Origin of the sequence: Streptomyces coelicoflavus (assembly GCF_045041415.1) — a bacterium.
GTDB lineage: Bacteria > Actinomycetota > Actinomycetes > Streptomycetales > Streptomycetaceae > Streptomyces > Streptomyces coelicoflavus.
On record NZ_CP108218.1, the window covers coordinates 6301754 to 6321034 of the forward strand.

Here is a 19281-nt window from a genome sequence, read left to right on the forward strand (position 1 = left end):
GGACCCGGCGTGCGTGCCCCGTCGCCCTCTGCGACGATCACCGCATGGTCACCGGTCCCAGGGCGTTCCTCGCACGGTGGACGACCGTCACGCCCGTGGTCGCGGTCGTGCTGCTCGTACTTACCTGGGGCCGCTCGCTGCCCGGTGTGGTCGTCGCGCTGCTCACCATCGTCCTGGCGGCGTCCGTGCTGGCCGCCGTGCACCATGCCGAGGTGGTCGCCCACCGGGTCGGCGAACCCTTCGGCTCCCTGGTCCTCGCCATCGCCGTCACGGTCATCGAGGTCGCGCTCATCGTGACCCTCATGGCGGACGGCGGCGACAAGAGCGCGACCCTGGCCAGGGACACCGTCTTCGCCGCCGTCATGATCACCTGCAACGGGGTCGTCGGCCTCAGCCTCCTCGTCGCCTCCCTGCGTCACGGCATCGCGGTCTTCAACCCGGAGGGCACCGGCGCCGCCCTCGCGACGGTGGCGACCCTGGCCACCCTCAGCCTGGTGCTGCCGACGTTCACCACCAGCGCGCCCGGCCCCGAGTTCTCCACCGTGCAGCTGACCTTCGCGGCGCTGTCCTCGCTCGTCCTCTACGGCCTGTTCATCGCGACCCTGACCGTGCGGCACCGCGACTACTTCCTGCCGATCACCCGGCAGGGCGAAGTGATCACGTCCGAGGAGCACGCCGACGCGCCGTCCTCGCGCACGGCCCTGACCAGCCTCGGCATGCTGGGCCTGGCACTCATCGGGGTCGTCGGCCTCGCGAAGGGCGTGTCGCCGACCATCGAGAGCGTGGTGGCGGCCGCCGGACTCCACCATGCCGTCGTCGGCGTCGTCATCGCGTTGCTGGTCCTGCTCCCCGAGACGATCGCCGCGGTGCGTTCCGCGCGCCGCGACCGGGTGCAGACCAGCCTGAACCTCGCCCTCGGCTCCGCCATGGCCAGCATCGGCCTGACCATCCCCGCCGTCGCCCTGGCCTCCGTGTGGCTCTCCGGGCCGCTGGTCCTGGGCCTCAGCTCCATCCACATGGTGCTGCTCGCCCTGACCGTGGTCGTGGCCTCCCTGACGGTCGTACCGGGCCGGGCCACGCCCCTCCAGGGCGGCGTCCACCTGGTGCTGTTAGCGGCGTACCTGGAGCTGGCCGTCAACCCGTAGGCCGAACGGGGCGCCGGCGCACCGTGATAGACCGGGGACCGAGCAGCGGTCGCGCAGGGACCGCCGCACCCCCACGGACCGGAGGAACCGTGCCCCGCACCCTGGCCCACGCCCCGATCATGATCCTCAACGGGCCCAACCTGAACCTCCTCGGCCAGCGCCAGCCGGAGATCTACGGCTCGGACACGCTCGCCGACGTCGAGGCACTGTGCGTGAAGGCGGCTGCCGCGCACGGTGGCACGGTGGACTTCCGGCAGTCCAACCACGAGGGCGAACTGGTCGACTGGATCCACGAGGCCCGGCTGAACCACTGCGGGATCGTGATCAACCCCGCCGCGTACTCGCACACGTCCGTCGCCATCCTGGACGCCCTCAACACCTGCGACGGACTGCCGGTGGTCGAGGTCCACATCTCCAACATCCACCAGCGTGAGCCGTTCCGTCACCACTCCTACGTCTCGCAGCGTGCCGACGGCGTCGTCGCAGGATGCGGGGTCCAGGGGTACGTGTTCGGCGTGGAGCGGATCGCGGCCCTGGCCGGGGCGGGCTCGGCCAGGACCTGAGGCGCCGGGGCCGCCGGCCGAGGGCGGGGATCGGGAGGCCGGCGGCCCGTGCCGCCCAGGAGCCGTCGATCCTGTGCGGGGCTGCCACCAGTCGACCGCGCCGCACCGGTGCGGCGGGAGCGCGCGCGGCCCACGGGTGTGTGCGAACGCTTCACACGGGGCGCGTACGCCGGGCGGGAGGCGCGGGCGCGCACCTGACCCGCCCGTCCGTCACCAGCCGCGCGCCCGCCACTCCGGCAGGTGCGGCCGCTCCGTGCCGAGCGTCGTGTCGTCGCCGTGCCCCGGGTAGACCCAGGTCTCGTCCGGCAGCGCGTCGAACACCTTGGTCTCCACGTCGTGGATCAGGCTCGCGAAGGCCTCCGGGTCCTCGAAGGTGTTCCCCACACCGCCCGGGAAGAGACAGTCCCCCGTGAACACGTGCGGATGTCCGTGCGGGTCGTCGTAGACCAGGACGACGGAACCCGGCGTGTGCCCGACGAGGTGGCGTGCGGTGAGTTCCACCTGCCCCACCCGGATCGTGTCCCCGTCGTCCACCAGGACGTCGGTCGGCACCGGAATGCCCTCGGCGTCGTGCCGGCCGGCGTGGGTGCGGGCGCCGGTGGCCGCGACGACCTCGGCGAGCGCCTGCCAGTGGTCGCCGTGCCGGTGGGTGGTGACGACGGAGGCGATGCCGTCGTCACCGATCGTGCCGAGCAGGGTGTGCGCGTCGTTGGCGGCGTCGATCAGCAGTTGCTCGTCGGTGGCCCGGCAGCGCAGCAGATAGGCGTTGTTGTTCATCGGGCCGACCGCGACCTTGGTGATCATCAGATCCTTGAGCTCGTGCACGTCGGCGGGTCCGCCGACCGTCACCTCTCCGCTGTACGTCATGACGGTCAGCCTAGCGCCGGGAGGCGGCCCGCAAACCGCCTCCCCGGCCGCCGCCCGCCTGCCTCCCGGTCACCTTCCGTCTGTCTCCCGCCCGCCTACAGCGGAGGCAGTGCCGGCAGCGCGCCGCCCTCCGCCGTGAGCGCGGTGCCCTCACGGCGACCTGCGAGCCAGCCCAGCAGATCGGCCGGGGGACCGGTGACGGTCACCTCGGGGGCGTCGGCCTCCCGTCCCGTGCTCCACGCGCGCGTGCCGTCCGTGAGCCGGGTGGGCGGCACGTCGGGGTGCCCGGTGAACCGGGCGGCGAGGAAGTCGGTCTCCCGCTCGGTGAACTCCGCCGGAAGGTCCTCCAGCTCGTAGCCGATGCCCAGGTCCACGTGGTGCAGCTCCACCTCGACCCAGCGCCGGAACGGCACCCTGGACGCCGAGTCCGTGACCCCGTTGCGCAGCTCCACCGTGCGCGACCAGTCCGCGGGGGCGGCACCGACGTCCTGGAACCGGGCCGCGCTCTCGCGCACGTCCGCGAGCTGGGCGTCGAGGAGGCGCGGGGCGTCCCGCTCGATGTCGGCGTCCCGGGCCTCGCCGGAGACGTACATGGGGCGTCCTTCGAGGACGTTCACGAGGGCGTCGGCGTTGCGGGCGAGGTGGGCGAGGACGTGACCGCGGCTCCAGCCGGGCAGCCGTGACGACTCCGTCACGGACGCGTTGTCCAGTTTCCCGACCGCGGTCAGCAGCCGCTCGGTAGCGTCACGTACAGACGCCAGGTCATGAGCGTGATCAATCATGCTGCTGACCCTAGACCGCACCACACCTTCGGGTGAAGGTTGTGGCCGACCCCCGTAAATCGAATGCGCGTGCTATAAGCTCGACTGCGGCGTCGGGCATGCTGGGAAGTCGGGGTTTGTTGACAACCGGTGAATCCGACCGGCGTTGTCAGTGGCTCCCCCTAGTCTGAGAAAGACGGGGGCCTCGCCCCTGTCACTTCTCTCAAGAAAGGTGCGGACCGGCGTGGCCGACCGTCTCATCGTCCGTGGCGCGCGTGAGCACAACCTGAAGAACGTCTCGCTCGACCTGCCTCGTGACTCGCTCATCGTCTTCACGGGCCTGTCCGGGTCGGGCAAGTCCTCCCTGGCCTTCGACACCATCTTCGCCGAGGGCCAGCGGCGCTACGTGGAGTCGCTCTCCTCCTACGCCCGGCAGTTCCTCGGCCAGATGGACAAGCCGGATGTCGACTTCATCGAGGGCCTCTCCCCGGCGGTCTCCATCGACCAGAAGTCGACCTCGCGCAACCCGCGCTCCACGGTCGGCACCATCACCGAGGTCTACGACTACCTGCGCCTGCTCTTCGCCCGCATCGGCAAGCCGCACTGCCCGGAATGCTCCCGGCCCATCTCGCGCCAGTCGCCGCAGGCCATCGTCGACAAGGTCCTGGAGCTGCCGGAGGGCAGCCGCTTCCAGGTGCTGTCGCCGCTGGTGCGCGAGCGCAAGGGCGAGTTCGTCGACCTCTTCGCGGACCTCCAGACCAAGGGCTACTCCCGCGCGCGGGTGGACGGCGAGACCGTCCAGCTGTCCAACCCGCCCACGCTGAAGAAGCAGGAGAAGCACACCATCGAGGTGGTCGTCGACCGCCTCACCGTGAAGGACACCGCCAAGCGGCGCCTCACCGACTCCGTGGAGACCGCGCTCGGCCTGTCCGGCGGCATGGTCGTGCTCGACTTCGTCGACCTCCCCGAGGACGACCCCGAGCGCGAGCGCATGTACTCGGAGCACCTGTACTGCCCCTACGACGACCTGTCCTTCGAGGAGCTGGAGCCCCGCTCCTTCTCCTTCAACTCGCCCTTCGGCGCCTGCCCGGACTGCTCCGGCATCGGCACGCGCATGGAGGTCGACCCGGAGCTGATCGTCCCCGACGAGGACAAGTCCCTCGACGAGGGCGCCATCCACCCCTGGTCGCACGGGCACACCAAGGACTACTTCGGCCGCCTGATCGGCGCCCTCGCGGACGCGCTCGGCTTCCGTACGGACATCCCCTTCGCCGGCCTGCCGCTGCGCGCCCGCAAGGCCCTGCTCAACGGCCACAAGACCCAGGTCGAGGTCCGCTACCGCAACCGGTACGGGCGCGAGCGCCGGTACACCACGGCCTTCGAGGGCGCCATCCCCTTCGTCAAGCGCCGGCACAGCGAGGCCGAGAGCGACTCCAGCCGCGAGCGCTTCGAGGGCTACATGCGCGAGGTGCCCTGCCCCACCTGTGCGGGCACCCGCCTCAAGCCCCTCGTCCTCGCGGTCACCGTCATGGGCAGGTCGATCGCCGAGGTCTCGGCGATGTCGATCAGCGACTGCGCGGACTTCCTGGGCGAGCTGAAGCTCAACGCCCGCGACAAGAAGATCGCCGAGCGCGTGCTGAAGGAGGTCAACGAGCGGCTGCGCTTCCTGGTCGACGTCGGCCTCGACTACCTCTCGCTGAACCGCGCGGCGGGCACCCTCTCCGGCGGCGAGGCCCAGCGCATCCGGCTGGCCACCCAGATCGGCTCCGGACTCGTCGGCGTGCTCTACGTCCTCGACGAGCCGTCCATCGGCCTGCACCAGCGCGACAACCACCGGCTGATCGAGACCCTCGTCCGGCTGCGCGACATGGGCAACACCCTCATCGTCGTCGAGCACGACGAGGACACCATCAAGGTCGCCGACTGGATCGTCGACATCGGTCCCGGCGCCGGAGAGCACGGCGGCAAGGTGGTGCACAGCGGCTCGCTCAAGGAGCTGCTCGACAACGCCGAGTCGCAGACCGGCCTGTACCTGTCCGGGCGCAAGGCCATCCCGCTGCCCGACATCCGGCGCCCGCAGGACCCCTCCCGGCGGCTCACCGTGCACGGTGCCCGGGAGAACAACCTCCAGGACATCGACGTGTCCTTCCCGCTGGGCGTCTTCACGGCCGTCACCGGCGTCTCGGGTTCCGGCAAGTCGACGCTGGTCAACGACATCCTGTACACCCACCTGGCCCGCGAGCTGAACGGCGCGCGGAACGTCCCGGGCAGGCACACGCGCGTGGACGGCGACGACCTCGTCGACAAGGTCGTCCACGTCGACCAGTCGCCCATCGGCCGCACCCCGCGGTCGAACCCGGCGACGTACACCGGCGTCTTCGACCACATCCGCAAGCTGTTCGCTGAGACGACGGAGGCGAAGGTCCGCGGCTACCTGCCCGGCCGGTTCTCCTTCAACGTCAAGGGCGGCCGCTGCGAGAACTGCGCGGGCGACGGCACCATCAAGATCGAGATGAACTTCCTCCCGGACGTCTACGTCCCGTGCGAGGTCTGCCACGGTGCCCGGTACAACCGGGAGACCCTGGAGGTCCACTACAAGGGCAAGTCCATCGCCGACGTGCTGAACATGCCGATCGAGGAGGCGACCGACTTCTTCGAGGCGGTCCCCGCCATCTCCCGGCACATGAAGACCCTCAAGGACGTCGGCCTCGGCTACGTCCGTCTCGGCCAGTCCGCGACCACCCTGTCCGGCGGTGAGGCCCAGCGCGTCAAGCTCGCCAGCGAGCTGCAGCGCCGCTCCACCGGGCGCACGGTCTACGTCCTGGACGAGCCGACCACCGGTCTGCACTTCGAGGACATCAGCAAGCTGCTGACGGTCCTCGGCGGTCTCGTCGACAAGGGCAACACGGTCATCGTCATCGAGCACAACCTCGACGTGATCAAGACCGCCGACTGGGTCGTCGACATGGGCCCCGAGGGCGGCGCCGGCGGCGGCCTGGTGGTCGCCGAGGGCACGCCCGAGCAGGTCGCGGGCGTCCCCGCCAGCCACACCGGCAAGTTCCTGCAAGACGTTCTCGGCGCCGACCGGGTCAGCGACGCGGCCTCGGTGACCAGGCCGCGCAAGGCGGCGAGGACGGTCGCGGCCAAGGCCGGCGCCAAGAAGACCGCCACCAAGGCGGTCACCGCCACGGCCACGAAGAAGGCCACCGCCGCCAAGACGGCGACGGCGGCGAAGACGGCCAAGAAGGCCGCCACGCCCGCCGCGAAGAAGACCACGCGGACGAGCAAGGCCTGAGTCCGGTCGGCGCCGGGCCCCACGGAATCGTCCGTGGGGCCCGGCGCCGTATCCGGTGTCCGTGTCCGTCCGTCAGCCGGCGACCTCATGGGCGTACGGCGGTTCCGCGCCCGCGCGGGAGCAGGTGACCGCCGCCGCTCGGGCGGCGAAGCCCAGCAGCCCGGCCCAGCCGTCCGCCCCCAGAGCGGCCACCGCCGTGTCGCCGAGCGCGTCCCGTGCCGCGAGGCCGTGCAGCAGGGCCGCGTTCACCGTGTCGCCCGCGCCGATCGTGTCCACCACCTCGACGCGCTCGCCCGGCACCGTGTACTCGCCCCCGTCACGGGTGAACGCCGTCAGACCGTCGCCGCCCCGGGTGACCACGACCGCGGCCGGGCCCGCCGCGAGCCACTCCCGGGGCGTGCCGCCGAGCCACTCGGCGTCCTCGGCGGACAGCTTCAGCAGCGACACCGACGGCAGCCAGCTCTTGAACCGGGCCCGGTAGGCGTCCGGGTCCGGGATCAGCCCGGCCCGGATGTTCGGGTCCAGGGCCGTGAACACACCCCGCGCGGCCGTCTCGCGCAGCAGTTCCTCGTACGCGCTCGCGCCCGGCTCCAGCACCAGCGAACACGTCCCGAAGGAGACGGCCCGGGTGCCGGGCGGCAGACCGGCGGGCGTCGTGAACAGCCGGTCGGCCGTCCCGTCCACGTAGAAGGAGTACGCCGCCGAGCCGTCCGCGTCGAGCGAGGCCACGGCGAGGGTCGTCGGCTCGGTCCCGCGCTGCACCGGCGAGACGTCCACGCCGGTCTCGCGCAGCCGGTCGAGGAGCGCCTCGCCGAAGGCGTCGTACGACACCCGGGAGCAGAACGCGGCGGGCGAGCCGAGGCGGCCCAGCGCGACGGCGGTGTTGTACGGACCGCCGCCGAGCGCGGGCCGCAGCGCGGCGAGGGCGCCCGTGCCCTGCGGTACCAGGTCGATCAGTGCCTCACCGGCGACGACGATCACGGGAGGGTCCTTTCGTGGGCCTTGGCGTGGGCTGGTCCGGACGGCCCGGAAAACCGCTCGGACCGTTCCGAGGGCTGTTCGGGCTGTTCGGGGCAGCCGCAGGAGGTGCGGTGGACGAGGGAACAGGGCAGCCGCACGGTCCGCGCCGGCCGGTCCGGCTCGGCGAGGCGCTCAAGCAGCAGCCGTACGGCCCGCGCGCCGATGTCCCTGCTGGGCTGGGCGACCGCGGTGAGCCGGGGCGAGAAGAGGTCCGCCCAGGCGAAGTCGTCGAAGCAGCACAGCGCGAGGTCGCGGGGTACGGACAGGCCCCGCTCGCGGACGGCGCGCAGGGCGCCGATGGTCATGGCGTTGTTGGCGGTGACCAGTGCGGTGGGCGGCACCGCCAGGGACAGCAGTCGCGCCGCCGCCCGTTCGCCGCCGGCCGCCTCGGAGTCGCCGTGGACCAGCAGCCGCTCGTCGAAGGGCAGCCCGGCGGCGGCGAGGCCGTGCCGGTACCCGGTGATCCGCTCGCGGGTCGTGCTGAGTCCCGGCCGGCCCGCCACCAGTCCGATCCGGCGGTGGCCCAGCCCGGCGAGATGGCCCACCAGTCCGGCGGTCGGCTCGGCACCCTCGGCACAGACCTGATCGAAAGGCGGAGCGTCCTCGGCCGCCGGCACGTCGACCATCCGGTCGAGGAACACCGTCGGCACCCGGTGGCGCGCGAGGTAGGCGACGAGATCCCGGGGGTCCGCGGAGGGCGCGACGATCACGCCGTCCACGCGCCGCTCGTGCAGCAGCTGGACGACCTTGCGCTCGTGCCCGGGGTCGTCGTGCGGATCGGCGATGAGCAGGCCGTAACCGTGCTCGAGCGCACTGGCCTCGACGCCCTGGAGGATCTCCGTGAAGTACGGGTTGCTGATCGCCGACACCGCGAGTCCGATGGAGCGGGTGCGGGAGGTCACCAGGGACCGCGCGAGGGTGTTCGGGGTGTAGCCCAGCTCCTCGACGGCGTCGAGCACCGCCCGGCGGGTGTGCGGCAGCACCGGGCGGGTGCCGTTGAGCACGTGGGAAACGGTCGCCACGGAGACCCCGGCGCTCCGCGCGACGTCGGCCATGGTCGTCACCGCGCACCCCTTTCGCTTGCCTCGCGGTCGCGTTCTGGCCGGACCGTACCCCATGCTCCACGGGCGCGTAAACGCTTGCGCAAGCGTTTACGTGCACGGGCGGTGGCCTCCGCCTCCCCGCCACCCGGGCCGCGGGGCCGCCCGGACAGCCGGATATCGTCGCTCTGAAGCGCATCCCCGCTCACGCCACACCCCGCCACACCCCGCCCCGCCCCGCCCGACCAGTGGAGACCCCATGACCGGCCGCCCCGTTCCGAGTCGCCGTACCGTCCTGCGTTCGGTGGCTGCCACGCCCGTCGCCGGACTCGGTCTGGCCGCGTGCTCCCCGGGCGACGACGGCGCCGTCCCGGCCAGGCCGACCGCGCCGGTGGACCTCGGCGCGGACGGCGAGGTCGCCAAGGGCGCGACCAAGCTCTTCCCGGACGGGAACGTGGTGGTCAGCCGGGCCGAGGACGGCTCCCTGAAGGCGTTCAGCACGGTGTGCACGCACGCCGGGTGCCCCATCAAGAAGCTGGAGGGGACCACACTCGTCTGCAACTGCCACGGCAGCGAGTTCGACGCCCGCACCGGCGAGGTGCTGCACGCCCCCGCGACCGTGCCCCTCGTCGAGCTGCCGGTCGAGGTGAAGCAGGGCCGGATCGTCGCGAGCCCGGGGACCTGACCGGTGGGGAGCCGGCGTCCTCCCCGGAAGGAGTCGGCGTCCTCCTTGGAAGGCCTACTCCCAGTCCCAGCCGATGCCCAGCATCCCCGACCTGACCCGCGGTTCCACCAGGTGCACCGAGTGGTGCCGTCCGCTGAGCGCCAGCTCCTGCCGGCCGCCGCGCGGTGCCGCCGGCGAGTGCTGCGTGAACCGGTGGCAGCGCACCGGGAGGGCCGCGACGTCGAACCGCACCTGGAGCGCGTACTGCCCGCCCGCCGTACCGAACCCGCGGACGTACTCGCGCGACACACCGGCCGTGCCGTCCTCGACGCCGTAACGGAAGAGGTGGGTGTCGCCGGTGCCCAGCCGCGTGTCGAAGAGCAGCTCGGTCACGAGCAGACCGGTCTCGTGGTGGGCGCGTACCCGCCCCGTGCGGCAGTTCTCCAGGGCGTGGACCGTCATCCGCGCGGGGACGCACCCCGGATCGCCGTAGTGGACGGCGACGAAGCGGTCGACGCCGTCCCGGTGGGCGCGCACGATGAGGTGGGACTCGCGCCCCGCCAGTTCACGGCCGGGCCCGACGCGGATCCGTTCGTGGTGTCCGAGGGTGTGCACCCCGCCGTCCGGTGACGGGCATCCCAGTTCGGTCAGCAGCCCGTCCAGGACGCCGGAGGCCGCCAGGCGGGCGCGGTAGGTGCGGTGGGCGGGCCGCCGGTCCGGAGCCTGTGCGTCGGACTCGGCGAGCAGGCGGATCAGCGACTCCTCGGGCAGTTGGAGTATCTCCTCCAGGGCCCGCACGGCCCGCAGGGACTCCGGACGCTGCGGGCGCCGGGCCCCCTGCTGCCAGTAGCTCAGACTCGTGACGCCCACCTTCACACCGTGGCGCGACAGATGGTGCTGCACGCGCTGCAACGGCAGCCCGCGCGCGGCGATCGCCGCGCGCAGCGCGACGTGGAAGGGGCCACCGCGCAGGGCCGAGTCGAGTTGAGCGGTGGCGACGTCCGCGTGCTGTGTGGCGTGCGGCATGCAGGGGCCCTTCTGTGAAGTTCACGACGGCTGGTCAGACCGTCGACACGGATCGGCCGGGGCCGCCCCCGGTCGCGGCGCAGAGGTCTTCACATCCGTACGCCGCGCTTCAGGCCCCGAGTCCCCCCGCATTGAAGCGTGTTGCCCTAGTCCCGACAACACCTGGCGGCCGGCCGCCGTGCGCTCCTGGCCGAGAACGCACCGGCCCGCCCACCCGGGCGCCACCCACCGTGACCGGCCGGCCCCGCACCGTCTTCCCCGGGTTCTCTCCTCCGGCTGCCCGCGCCCCTCCTCTCCGGCTGCCCGCCACCTCCTTCTCCGGCTCCCCGCGCCCCTCCTCGCCGGCTGCCCGCGGTCTCCCCGCCGGTTGTCCACAGAGGGTCCGGCCCGTCGTCCACAGCCCCGCCGTAGTGTCGGTCCGCGCCAGTAGGGTGTGAGTCATGGCCGACCCCTCCAGCTACCGCCCCAGGCCGGGAGAGATCCCGGACTCCCCGGGGGTGTACAGGTTCCGCGACGAGCACCGCCGGGTGATCTACGTCGGAAAGGCGAAGAGCCTGCGCCAACGCCTGGCGAACTACTTCCAGGACCTGGCGAACCTGCACCCGCGCACCCGCACCATGGTCACCACGGCCGCGTCCGTGGAGTGGACGGTGGTGTCCACGGAGGTCGAGGCGCTACAGCTGGAGTACTCCTGGATCAAGGAGTACGACCCCCGGTTCAACGTCAAGTACCGCGACGACAAGAGCTACCCGTACCTCGCGGTGACGATGAACGAGGAGTTCCCGCGCGTCCAGGTGATGCGCGGCCACAAGAAGAAGGGCGTGCGCTACTTCGGGCCCTACGGCCACGCCTGGGCGATCCGCGACACGGTCGACCTCCTGCTCCGCGTCTTCCCGGTGCGCACCTGCTCCGCGGGCGTCTTCAAGAACGCCGCCCGCACCGGCCGCCCCTGTCTGCTCGGCTACATCGGCAAGTGCTCCGCGCCCTGCGTCGGCCGGATCACGCCCGACGACCACTGGGACCTGGCCGACGAGTTCTGCGACTTCATGGCCGGCCGCACCGGCACGTACCTGCGCCGCCTGGAGCGGCAGATGGCCGACGCCGCGGAGGAGATGGAGTACGAGCGGGCGGCGCGCCTGCGGGACGACATCGGTGCCCTCAGGAAGGCGATGGAGAAGAGCGCGGTCGTGCTCGCCGACGCCACCGACGCCGACCTGATCGCGGTCGCCGAGGACGAGCTGGAGGCGGCCGTCCAGATCTTCCACGTGCGCGGCGGACGCGTGCGCGGCCAGCGCGGCTGGGTCACCGACAAGGTGGAGGAGATCACCACCGGCGCCCTCGTCGAGCACGCCCTCCAGCAGCTGTACGGCGAGGAGAGCGGCGACGCCGTGCCCAAGGAGGTCCTGGTCCCCGCCCTGCCCGACCCCGTCGAGCCCGTCCAGCAGTGGCTGACCGAGCGCCGCGGGTCGGGCGTGTCGCTGCGCATTCCGCAGCGCGGCGACAAGAAGGCGCTGATGGAGACCGTCCAGCGCAACGCCCAGCAGGCCCTCGTCCTGCACAAGACCAAGCGCGCCTCCGACCTGACCACGCGCTCGCGCGCGCTGGAGGAGATCGCTGAAGCCCTCGACCTCGACAGCGCCCCGCTGCGCGTCGAGTGCTACGACATCTCGCACCTCCAGGGCGACGACGTCGTGGCCTCCATGGTCGTCTTCGAGGACGGGCTGGCCCGGAAGAGCGAATACCGGCGGTTCCAGATCAAGGGCTTCGAGGGACAGGACGACGTCCGTTCCATGCACGAGGTCATCACCCGCCGCTTCCGCCGCTACCTCGCCGAGAAGGAGAAGACCGGCGAGTGGGCGGACGGCGAGGGACTCACCGACGGCGAGCAGCGCACCGATGATGAGCAGCGCACCGACGGCGGGCAGCGCACCGACGGTGGAGCAGGCACCGACGGTGGAGCCGGCACGGCCGGCGGGGCCGGCCCGGACGACGGCGAGGCCCTCACCCACGGACCGGCGCTCAAGGACGAGGACGGCCGGCCCAAGCGGTTCGCGTACCCGCCGCAGCTCGTCGTCGTCGACGGTGGGCAGCCGCAGGTCGCGGCCGCCCAGCGGGCGCTGGACGAGCTGGGCATCGACGACGTCGCCGTCTGCGGTCTCGCCAAGCGCCTGGAGGAGGTCTGGCTGCCCCGCGAGGACGACCCGGTCGTCCTGCCCCGCACCAGCGAGGGCCTCTACCTGCTCCAGCGGGTCCGTGACGAGGCCCACCGCTTCGCGATCACCTACCAGCGCGCCAAGCGCGCCAAACGCTTCCGCGCCGGCCCGCTGGACGAGGTGCCCGGCCTGGGGGAGACCCGCAAGCAGGCACTGATCAAGCACTTCGGTTCGGTGAAGAGGCTGCGGTCGGCGACGATCGACCAGATCTGCGAGGTGCCCGGCATAGGCCGCAAGACGGCCGAGACCGTCGCCGCTGCCCTGGCCGGGGCCACCCCGGCCGGGCCCGCCGTGAACACGGCGACCGGAGAGATCATGGATGACGAGGACGGGGCACCCGAGACGACGGCGGATGCCCCGGGGGAGCCCGTGTCCGCGGGCACCCCGGACGAACGACGGGGGCAGGAGAGATGACCGAGCACGAGGCACAGCCCGCAGCGGACCGAGAACAGACGCGCGACGACGGAGCACAGGTGAGTACGGGCAAGGAAACAGCCGGGGCGCACGAGGCGGCCATCCCCGAGCTGGTGATCATCTCCGGCATGTCCGGGGCCGGCCGCTCGACGGCCGCCAAGTGTCTGGAGGACCTCGGCTGGTTCGTCGTCGACAACCTCCCGCCCGCGCTGATCCCCACGATGGTGGAGCTGGGTGCCCGTTCCCAGGGCAACGTGGCCCGCATCGCGGTGGTCGTCGACGTCCGCGGCCGGCGCTTCTTCGACAACCTGCGCGAGTCCCTGGCGGACCTCGACGCCCGCGGCGTCACCCGCCGGATCGTCTTCCTGGAGTCCTCCGACGACGCCCTGGTGCGCCGCTTCGAGTCGGTGCGCCGTCCGCACCCCCTCCAGGGCGACGGCCGCATCGTCGACGGCATCGCCGCCGAGCGCGAGCTGCTGCGGGAGCTGCGCGGCGACGCCGACCTGGTGATCGACACCTCCAGCCTCAACGTGCACGAGCTGCGCGCCAAGATGGACGCGCAGTTCGCCGGCGACGAGGAGCCCGAGCTGCGGGCCACGGTGATGTCCTTCGGGTTCAAGTACGGGCTCCCGGTCGACGCCGACCTCGTCGTCGACATGCGCTTCCTGCCCAACCCGCACTGGGTCCCGGAGCTGCGCCCCTTCACCGGGCTCAACGAGGAGGTCTCCAGCTACGTCCTCAACCAGCCCGGGGCCAAGGAGTTCCTCGACCGCTATGCCGAGCTGCTCCAGCTGATCGCCGCGGGCTACCGTCGGGAGGGCAAGCGCTATGTGACCGTCGCCGTCGGCTGCACCGGCGGCAAGCACCGGTCCGTGGCCATGTCGGAGAAGCTCGCCGCCCGGCTCGCCGCCGAGGGCGTGGAGACGGTGGTCGTCCACCGGGACATGGGACGGGAATGACAGGGGAATGACAGGACGCACTCCGCGGCTGAGCAGGCTGCGCCGGGTGGTGCCCGAGGGGCGCGGCGGCAGGCCCGCCGACGCCCGGGCGGCCCGGCCCGAACAGACGCGCGGCGGCAAGCCGCGCCGCCGGGGGGCCCAGCCCAAGGTCGTCGCCCTCGGCGGCGGCATGGGTCTGTCCGCCTCGCTCGCCGCACTGCGCCGGATCACCGGCGACCTCACCGCCGTCGTCACCGTCGCCGACGACGGCGGCTCCAGCGGGCGTCTGCGCGACGAGCTGGGCGTACTCCCGCCCGGCGACCTGCGCAAGGCGCTGGCCGCGCTGTGCGGCGACGACGACTGGGGCCAGACCTGGGCCCGCGTCATCCAGCACCGCTTCCAGTCCCAGGGCGACCTGCACGAACACGCGGTCGGCAATCTGCTGATCGTCGCCCTGTGGGAGCAGCTCGGCGACCACGTCCAGGCGCTGGACCTGGTGGGCAAGCTGCTCGGCGCGCACGGGCGGGTGCTGCCCATGTCCGCCGTCCCGCTGGAGCTCCAGGCCCTGGTCAGGGGCCACGACCCGGAGCGGCCCGACGAGGTGGACACCGTACGGGGACAGGCGACCGTGGCGCTCACACCCGGTGAGGTGCAGTCCGTGCACCTGGTGCCCAGCGACCCGCCGGCCGTCCCCGACGCGGTCGACGCCGTCCTGGACGCCGACTGGGTGGTGCTGGGCCCCGGCTCCTGGTTCTCCTCGGTCATCCCGCACCTGCTCGTGCCGGATCTGCTGGACGCGCTGGTCGAGACGAAGGCGCGCCGGGTGCTCTCGCTGAACCTCGCCCCGCAGCCCGGAGAAACTGAGGGCTTCTCACCGCAGCGTCATTTGGAGGTTTTGGGACGACACGCCCCTAAACTCGCCCTGGACGTGGTGCTGGCCGACGAGGCCGCCGTGCCCGACCGTGACTCGCTCACCGACGCCGCGAAACGGTTCGGCGCCGCGGTCGAGCTGGCTCCGGTCGCCCGGACCGACGGGACCCCGAGGCACGACCCGGAGCTGCTGGCCGCCGCGTACGACCGTATTTTTCGGATGCATGGAAGGATCGGCCCATGGCGATGACGGCAGCGGTGAAGGACGAGATCTCCCGGCTCCCCGTCACCCGGACCTGCTGCAGAAAGGCGGAGGTCTCCGCCATTCTGCGGTTCGCCGGCGGCCTCCACCTGGTGAGCGGGCGCATTGTGATCGAGGCGGAGCTGGACATCGCGAGGGCGGCCCGCCGGCTGAAGCAGGACATCCTGGAGATCTTCGGACACAGTTCCGAGCTGATCGTGATGGCGCCGGGCGGGCTGCGCCGCGGTTCGCGTTACGTCGTCCGGGTGGTCGCGGGCGGTGACCAGCTGGCCCGGCAGACCGGCCTGGTGGACGGCCGGGGCCGCCCGATCCGCGGTCTGCCGCCGCAGGTGGTCTCGGGGGCCACCTGCGACGCCGAGGCCGCCTGGCGCGGAGCCTTCCTGGCGCACGGCTCGCTCACCGAGCCCGGCCGCTCCTCCTCCCTGGAGGTGACCTGCCCGGGCCCGGAGGCCGCGCTCGCGCTGGTGGGCGCCGCCCGTCGGCTGTCGATCCCCGCCAAGGCGCGCGAGGTGCGCGGGGTGGACCGGGTCGTCGTCCGCGACGGCGACGCGATCGGTGCGCTGCTCACCCGGCTCGGCGCCCACGACGCGGTGCTGGCCTGGGAGGAGCGGCGGCTGCGGCGCGAGGTCCGCGCCACCGCCAACCGCCTCGCCAACTTCGACGACGCCAATCTGCGCCGCTCCGCCCGCGCGGCCGTCGCCGCCGGCGCCCGGGTCCAGCGCGCCCTGGAGATCCTCGCCGACGACGTGCCCGAGCACCTCGCCGCCGCGGGCCGGCTCCGTATGGAGCACAAGCAGGCCTCCCTGGAGGAGCTGGGCGCCCTCGCCGACCCGCCGCTGACCAAGGACGCCGTCGCCGGCCGCATCCGCCGCCTGCTGGCCATGGCCGACAAGCGGGCCTCGGACCTGGGCATCGCCGGCACGGACGCCAACCTCGGCGAGGAGGAGATGGCCGACAACCTCGTCGGCTGAGCGAGGACAGGCCGAGGCGGCGCCGTGGCCAGGCGGAGGCCGCGCCGTGGACGGCAGGTGGCGCCGTCCCCTCGAACGCGATCGCCAACACGCCGGTGCCGGCGCCCACTTGGGTGACCGGTACCGGCTTTCGCGTGTCCTTGCCGCACTCTTGACTCGATCATGAGCTGTCATGAGCCTGGCATCTGTTCGCCGCCGTGGCGGACCCAGGCCTGTCGGACAGGCCCCACCCAGGGGGTTTCATGAGACGAAGAGCGAGAACGATCCTCGCCGTCGGCGCGCTCCTGATCGGCGGAGCGAGCTTCGCACCCAACGCCCAGGCACAACCCGCGGACCCGGCGACCCCGGACGCGAACGAAGTGAAGGTCTTCCGCGCCGACGTCACCAAGGAGCAGGTACCCCTGCTGCTGGCCGCCGGCCAGGACGGCCACGAACTCGGCGAGCAGGTACCCGACCGGGGAACCGCCGCCGTCGAGCTCTACCTCACCGACAAGCAGGCCGGCACGCTCGAGAAACAGGGCGTCGACCTCGCCGAGCACACCCTGTCCGCCAAGGCCGCCGAGCGCGTCGACGACGCGGCCGACGGCGTCTTCCGCCCCTACAGCGGCAGCGGCGGCCTGCGCGAGGAGATCCTCCGCACCGCCCGCGAGAACCCCGGCCTCACCAAGGTCGTCTCCATCGGCAAGACGGTCAACGGCCAGGACATCCTGGCGCTCAAGCTCACCAAGCACGCGAAGAAGTCGAGGGACGGTTCCAAGCCCTCCGTCCTCTACATGTCCAACCAGCACGCGCGTGAGTGGATCACCCCGGAGATGACCCGGCGGCTGATGCACCACTACCTGGACAACTACAAGAAGGACCGGCGGATCAGGAAGATCGTCGACTCCACCGAGCTGTGGTTCGTCCTGTCGGCCAACCCCGACGGCTACGACTACACCTTCGAGAGCGACGACAACCGCCTGTGGCGCAAGAACCTGCGCGACGTCAACGGCGACGGCACCATCAGCACCGGCGACGGCGTCGACCTCAACCGCAACTTCGCCTACAAGTGGGGCTACGACGACGAGGGCTCGTCCCCCAACCCCACCAGCGAGACCTACCGCGGCGCGAGCCCCGGCTCCGAGCCCGAGACCAAGGCGCTGGACGCCTTCCAGAAGCGCATCGGCTTCACGTACGGCATCAACTACCACTCCGCCGCCGAACTCCTCCTCTACGGCGTCGGCTGGCAGGTGGCCACCAACACCCCGGACGACGTCCTCTACAAGGCGCTGGCCGGCACCCCCGACAACTCGGCGATCCCCGGCTACCACCCGCAGGTCTCCTCGGAGCTGTACACCACCAACGGCGAGGCCGACGGGCACGCGGCCAACGTCAACGGCATGGCGATGTTCACCCCGGAGATGTCGACCTGCAAGACGGCCTCCGACGTGGACCCCGACGACCAGTGGAACGCGCGCGACTGCCGGTCGGGCTTCAACTTCCCCGACGACGAGAAGCTGATCCAGCAGGAGTTCGCCAAGAACATCCCCTTCGCGCTCTCCGTCGCCGAGACCGCCGCCCACCCCGACCGGCCGTCCTCCTCGGTCGGCCTGGACGCCGCCGACTTCACCCCGGCCCCCTTCACCACCTCCTACGCGCGCGGCGCCGGCCAGGAGGTCTCCGTCGTCGTCCGCAAGTCCGTGCGCGACAAGGAGCTGAAGTACCGCGTCAACGGCGGACGCACCCACGACGCGACGCTGCGGCCCTGGCGGGGCGGCGAGACGTACGGCGGCGAGGACAACCTCTACTTCGACGAGTACCGGGCCGAGGTCAGGGGCGCCGACCCCGGCGACCGCGTCGAGGTCTGGTTCACCGGCGAGGCACCCCGGGGCACCCACCACGGCCACGACCGGCACGGCAAGCGCACCGAGAGCGAGCACTTCACGTACAAGGTCGCCGAGCGGCCCCGCGCCGACATCCTCGTCGTCGCCGAGGAGGGCGCGAAGGCCACGCAGACCCAGACGTACGTCGACGCGCTCAAGGCCAACGGCCACCGCGCCGCCGTCTGGGACGTCGCCACGCAGGGCGCCCCCGACGCGCTCGGCGTCCTCGGCCACTTCGACACGGTCGTCCACTACACGGGCGCCGCGGTGCCCGGCAACGCCACCCAGCTCCAGCTGCGCGCCTTCCTCAACGAGGGCGGCAAGCTGATCGAGGCCGGCGAGCAGGCCGGCGGCGACGTCGACCTCGGCGGCGGCACCCTCTCCGACGACTTCAGCCAGTACTACCTGGGCGCCTACACCCGCACCGCCACCTCCGGCGCCACCGGGTTCACCGGCTCCGGCAAGCTCGACCAGGCCGACGGCGCCCTCGGCGACGCCCCCGGCAACCCGCTGGACGCCGCCGGCGCGTACAGCGTGACCTCCGACGAGCTGGATCCCGGCACCTACCCGCAGTTCGCGAGCGCGGGCGCCGGGAAGTTCGCCGGGACGGTCAACCCGTACGGGCCGTACGCGGGGGAGTGGATGGCCGCCGCCGTCCACACCGACGACGCCTACAAGCGCCTCACCCGCACCGTCGACCTCACCGGAGTCACCGCCTCCGACCGTCCCACGCTCCGCACCCAGCTGCTGTGGGACACCGAGCGCGGCTACGACAACGCCCTGGTCGAGGCGCACACCACCGGCGCCGACGACTGGACCACGCTGCCCGAGGCGAACGGCGCGACCGGCACGGCCGTGCCCGCCGAGTGCGCGGCCGGGTTCTACCTGGCCGGGCACCCCTGGCTGGCGCACTACCTGACGCTGTCCGACGAGGGCTGCACCGCGACCGGCACCACCGGGCAGTGGAACAGCCTCACCGGTTCCTCCGGCGGCTGGAAGCAGGTCGAGTTCGACCTGAGCGCCTACGCCGGGAAGTCCGTGGAGCTGTCGGTCGCCTACGTCACCGACCCCGGCAGCGGCGGCCGCGGCGTCCTCGCCGACGAGGCCTCCCTGGTCGTCGGTGGCACGGCGACGCAGACCGAGGGCTTCGAGACCTCGCTGGGCGCCTGGCGGGTCTCCGGCCCGCCCGCGGGCAGTCCCGCCGTCCTGAAGGACTGGACCCGGACCGGGACCCTGTTCCAGACCTACGGCGCCGTCACCACGGACGACACCGTGCTGCTCGGCTTCGGCCTGGAGCACCTCGCCGAACCGGCCGCCCGCGCGGCACTGGTCCGGCAGGCGCTGCGTGCCCTGGACGAGTGAATCCCGGT

Annotated in this window: 14 protein-coding genes; 9 read left to right on the forward strand and 5 right to left on the reverse strand. The window is 72.2% G+C overall.

Annotation, left to right across the window (positions count from 1 at the left end; genetic code table 11):
• Positions 1-44: 44 nt before the first annotated feature.
• Positions 45-1145 (forward strand): calcium:proton antiporter, encoded by a 1101-nt coding sequence (locus tag OHA99_RS28240; protein ID WP_405698295.1) that lies wholly within the window; start codon positions 45-47, stop codon positions 1143-1145.
• Positions 1146-1234: 89 nt separating this feature from the next.
• On the forward strand, positions 1235-1708 hold the full coding sequence (aroQ, locus tag OHA99_RS28245; protein ID WP_153180386.1) for a type II 3-dehydroquinate dehydratase: 474 nt from the start codon (positions 1235-1237) through the stop codon (positions 1706-1708).
• Between the two features lie 210 nt (positions 1709-1918).
• Here the strand turns inward: aroQ and OHA99_RS28250 are convergent, their stop codons facing one another.
• Together OHA99_RS28250 and OHA99_RS28255 are read right to left on the reverse strand one after the other, a co-directional pair.
• Positions 1919-2575, reverse strand: coding sequence for an MBL fold metallo-hydrolase (locus OHA99_RS28250; RefSeq protein WP_153180387.1), 657 nt, complete (start codon positions 2573-2575; stop codon positions 1919-1921).
• Positions 2576-2670: 95 nt separating this feature from the next.
• Entirely contained in the window at positions 2671-3357 is a 687-nt protein-coding gene (locus OHA99_RS28255; protein WP_153180388.1) for a maleylpyruvate isomerase family mycothiol-dependent enzyme, read from the reverse strand.
• Positions 3358-3580: 223 nt separating this feature from the next.
• On the opposite strand from OHA99_RS28255, the gene uvrA reads away from it, so the two are divergent.
• Complete coding sequence (uvrA, locus tag OHA99_RS28260; protein ID WP_153180389.1) at positions 3581-6631, forward strand: excinuclease ABC subunit UvrA; 3051 nt, start codon at positions 3581-3583, stop codon at positions 6629-6631.
• 72 nt (positions 6632-6703) lie between these two features.
• Here the strand turns inward: uvrA and OHA99_RS28265 are convergent, their stop codons facing one another.
• Positions 6704-7612, reverse strand: coding sequence for a carbohydrate kinase (locus OHA99_RS28265; RefSeq protein ID WP_153180390.1), 909 nt, complete (start codon positions 7610-7612; stop codon positions 6704-6706).
• Complete coding sequence (locus OHA99_RS28270) at positions 7609-8715, reverse strand: LacI family DNA-binding transcriptional regulator (RefSeq protein ID WP_153180391.1); 1107 nt, start codon at positions 8713-8715, stop codon at positions 7609-7611. The genes OHA99_RS28265 and OHA99_RS28270 overlap by 4 nt, the downstream gene beginning before the upstream one ends.
• Before the next feature lie 235 nt (positions 8716-8950).
• Here OHA99_RS28270 and OHA99_RS28275 point away from each other — a divergent pair, with 235 nt between their 5' ends.
• Positions 8951-9376, forward strand: coding sequence for a Rieske (2Fe-2S) protein (locus tag OHA99_RS28275; RefSeq protein WP_007448228.1), 426 nt, complete (start codon positions 8951-8953; stop codon positions 9374-9376).
• Positions 9377-9430: 54 nt separating this feature from the next.
• Here the strand turns inward: OHA99_RS28275 and OHA99_RS28280 are convergent, their stop codons facing one another.
• A complete protein-coding gene (locus OHA99_RS28280; RefSeq protein WP_153180392.1) occupies positions 9431-10381 on the reverse strand; it encodes a hypothetical protein in 951 nt (316 codons plus the stop codon).
• Between the two features lie 440 nt (positions 10382-10821).
• Between OHA99_RS28280 and uvrC the strand changes: the two genes are divergently transcribed.
• The 5 genes from uvrC (at position 10822) to OHA99_RS28305 (ending at position 19273) form a co-directional block, all read left to right on the forward strand.
• Complete coding sequence (gene uvrC, locus OHA99_RS28285) at positions 10822-13008, forward strand: excinuclease ABC subunit UvrC (RefSeq protein ID WP_405698296.1); 2187 nt, start codon at positions 10822-10824, stop codon at positions 13006-13008.
• Positions 13005-13967, forward strand: a complete 963-nt coding sequence (gene rapZ / locus OHA99_RS28290) for an RNase adapter RapZ (protein WP_007448225.1) — start codon at positions 13005-13007, stop codon at positions 13965-13967. The genes uvrC and rapZ overlap by 4 nt, the downstream gene beginning before the upstream one ends.
• A gap of 7 nt (positions 13968-13974) precedes the next feature.
• Complete coding sequence (gene yvcK, locus OHA99_RS28295) at positions 13975-15066, forward strand: uridine diphosphate-N-acetylglucosamine-binding protein YvcK (RefSeq protein ID WP_054103417.1); 1092 nt, start codon at positions 13975-13977, stop codon at positions 15064-15066.
• The gene (whiA, locus tag OHA99_RS28300) at positions 15057-16049 is read left to right on the forward strand and encodes a DNA-binding protein WhiA (protein WP_007448247.1); all 993 of its coding nucleotides are present in this window, start codon (positions 15057-15059) and stop codon (positions 16047-16049) included. The genes yvcK and whiA overlap by 10 nt, the downstream gene beginning before the upstream one ends.
• Positions 16050-16291: 242 nt before the next feature.
• Positions 16292-19273, forward strand: a complete 2982-nt coding sequence (locus tag OHA99_RS28305) for a M14 family zinc carboxypeptidase (protein WP_405698297.1) — start codon at positions 16292-16294, stop codon at positions 19271-19273.
• Positions 19274-19281: the final 8 nt, after the last annotated feature.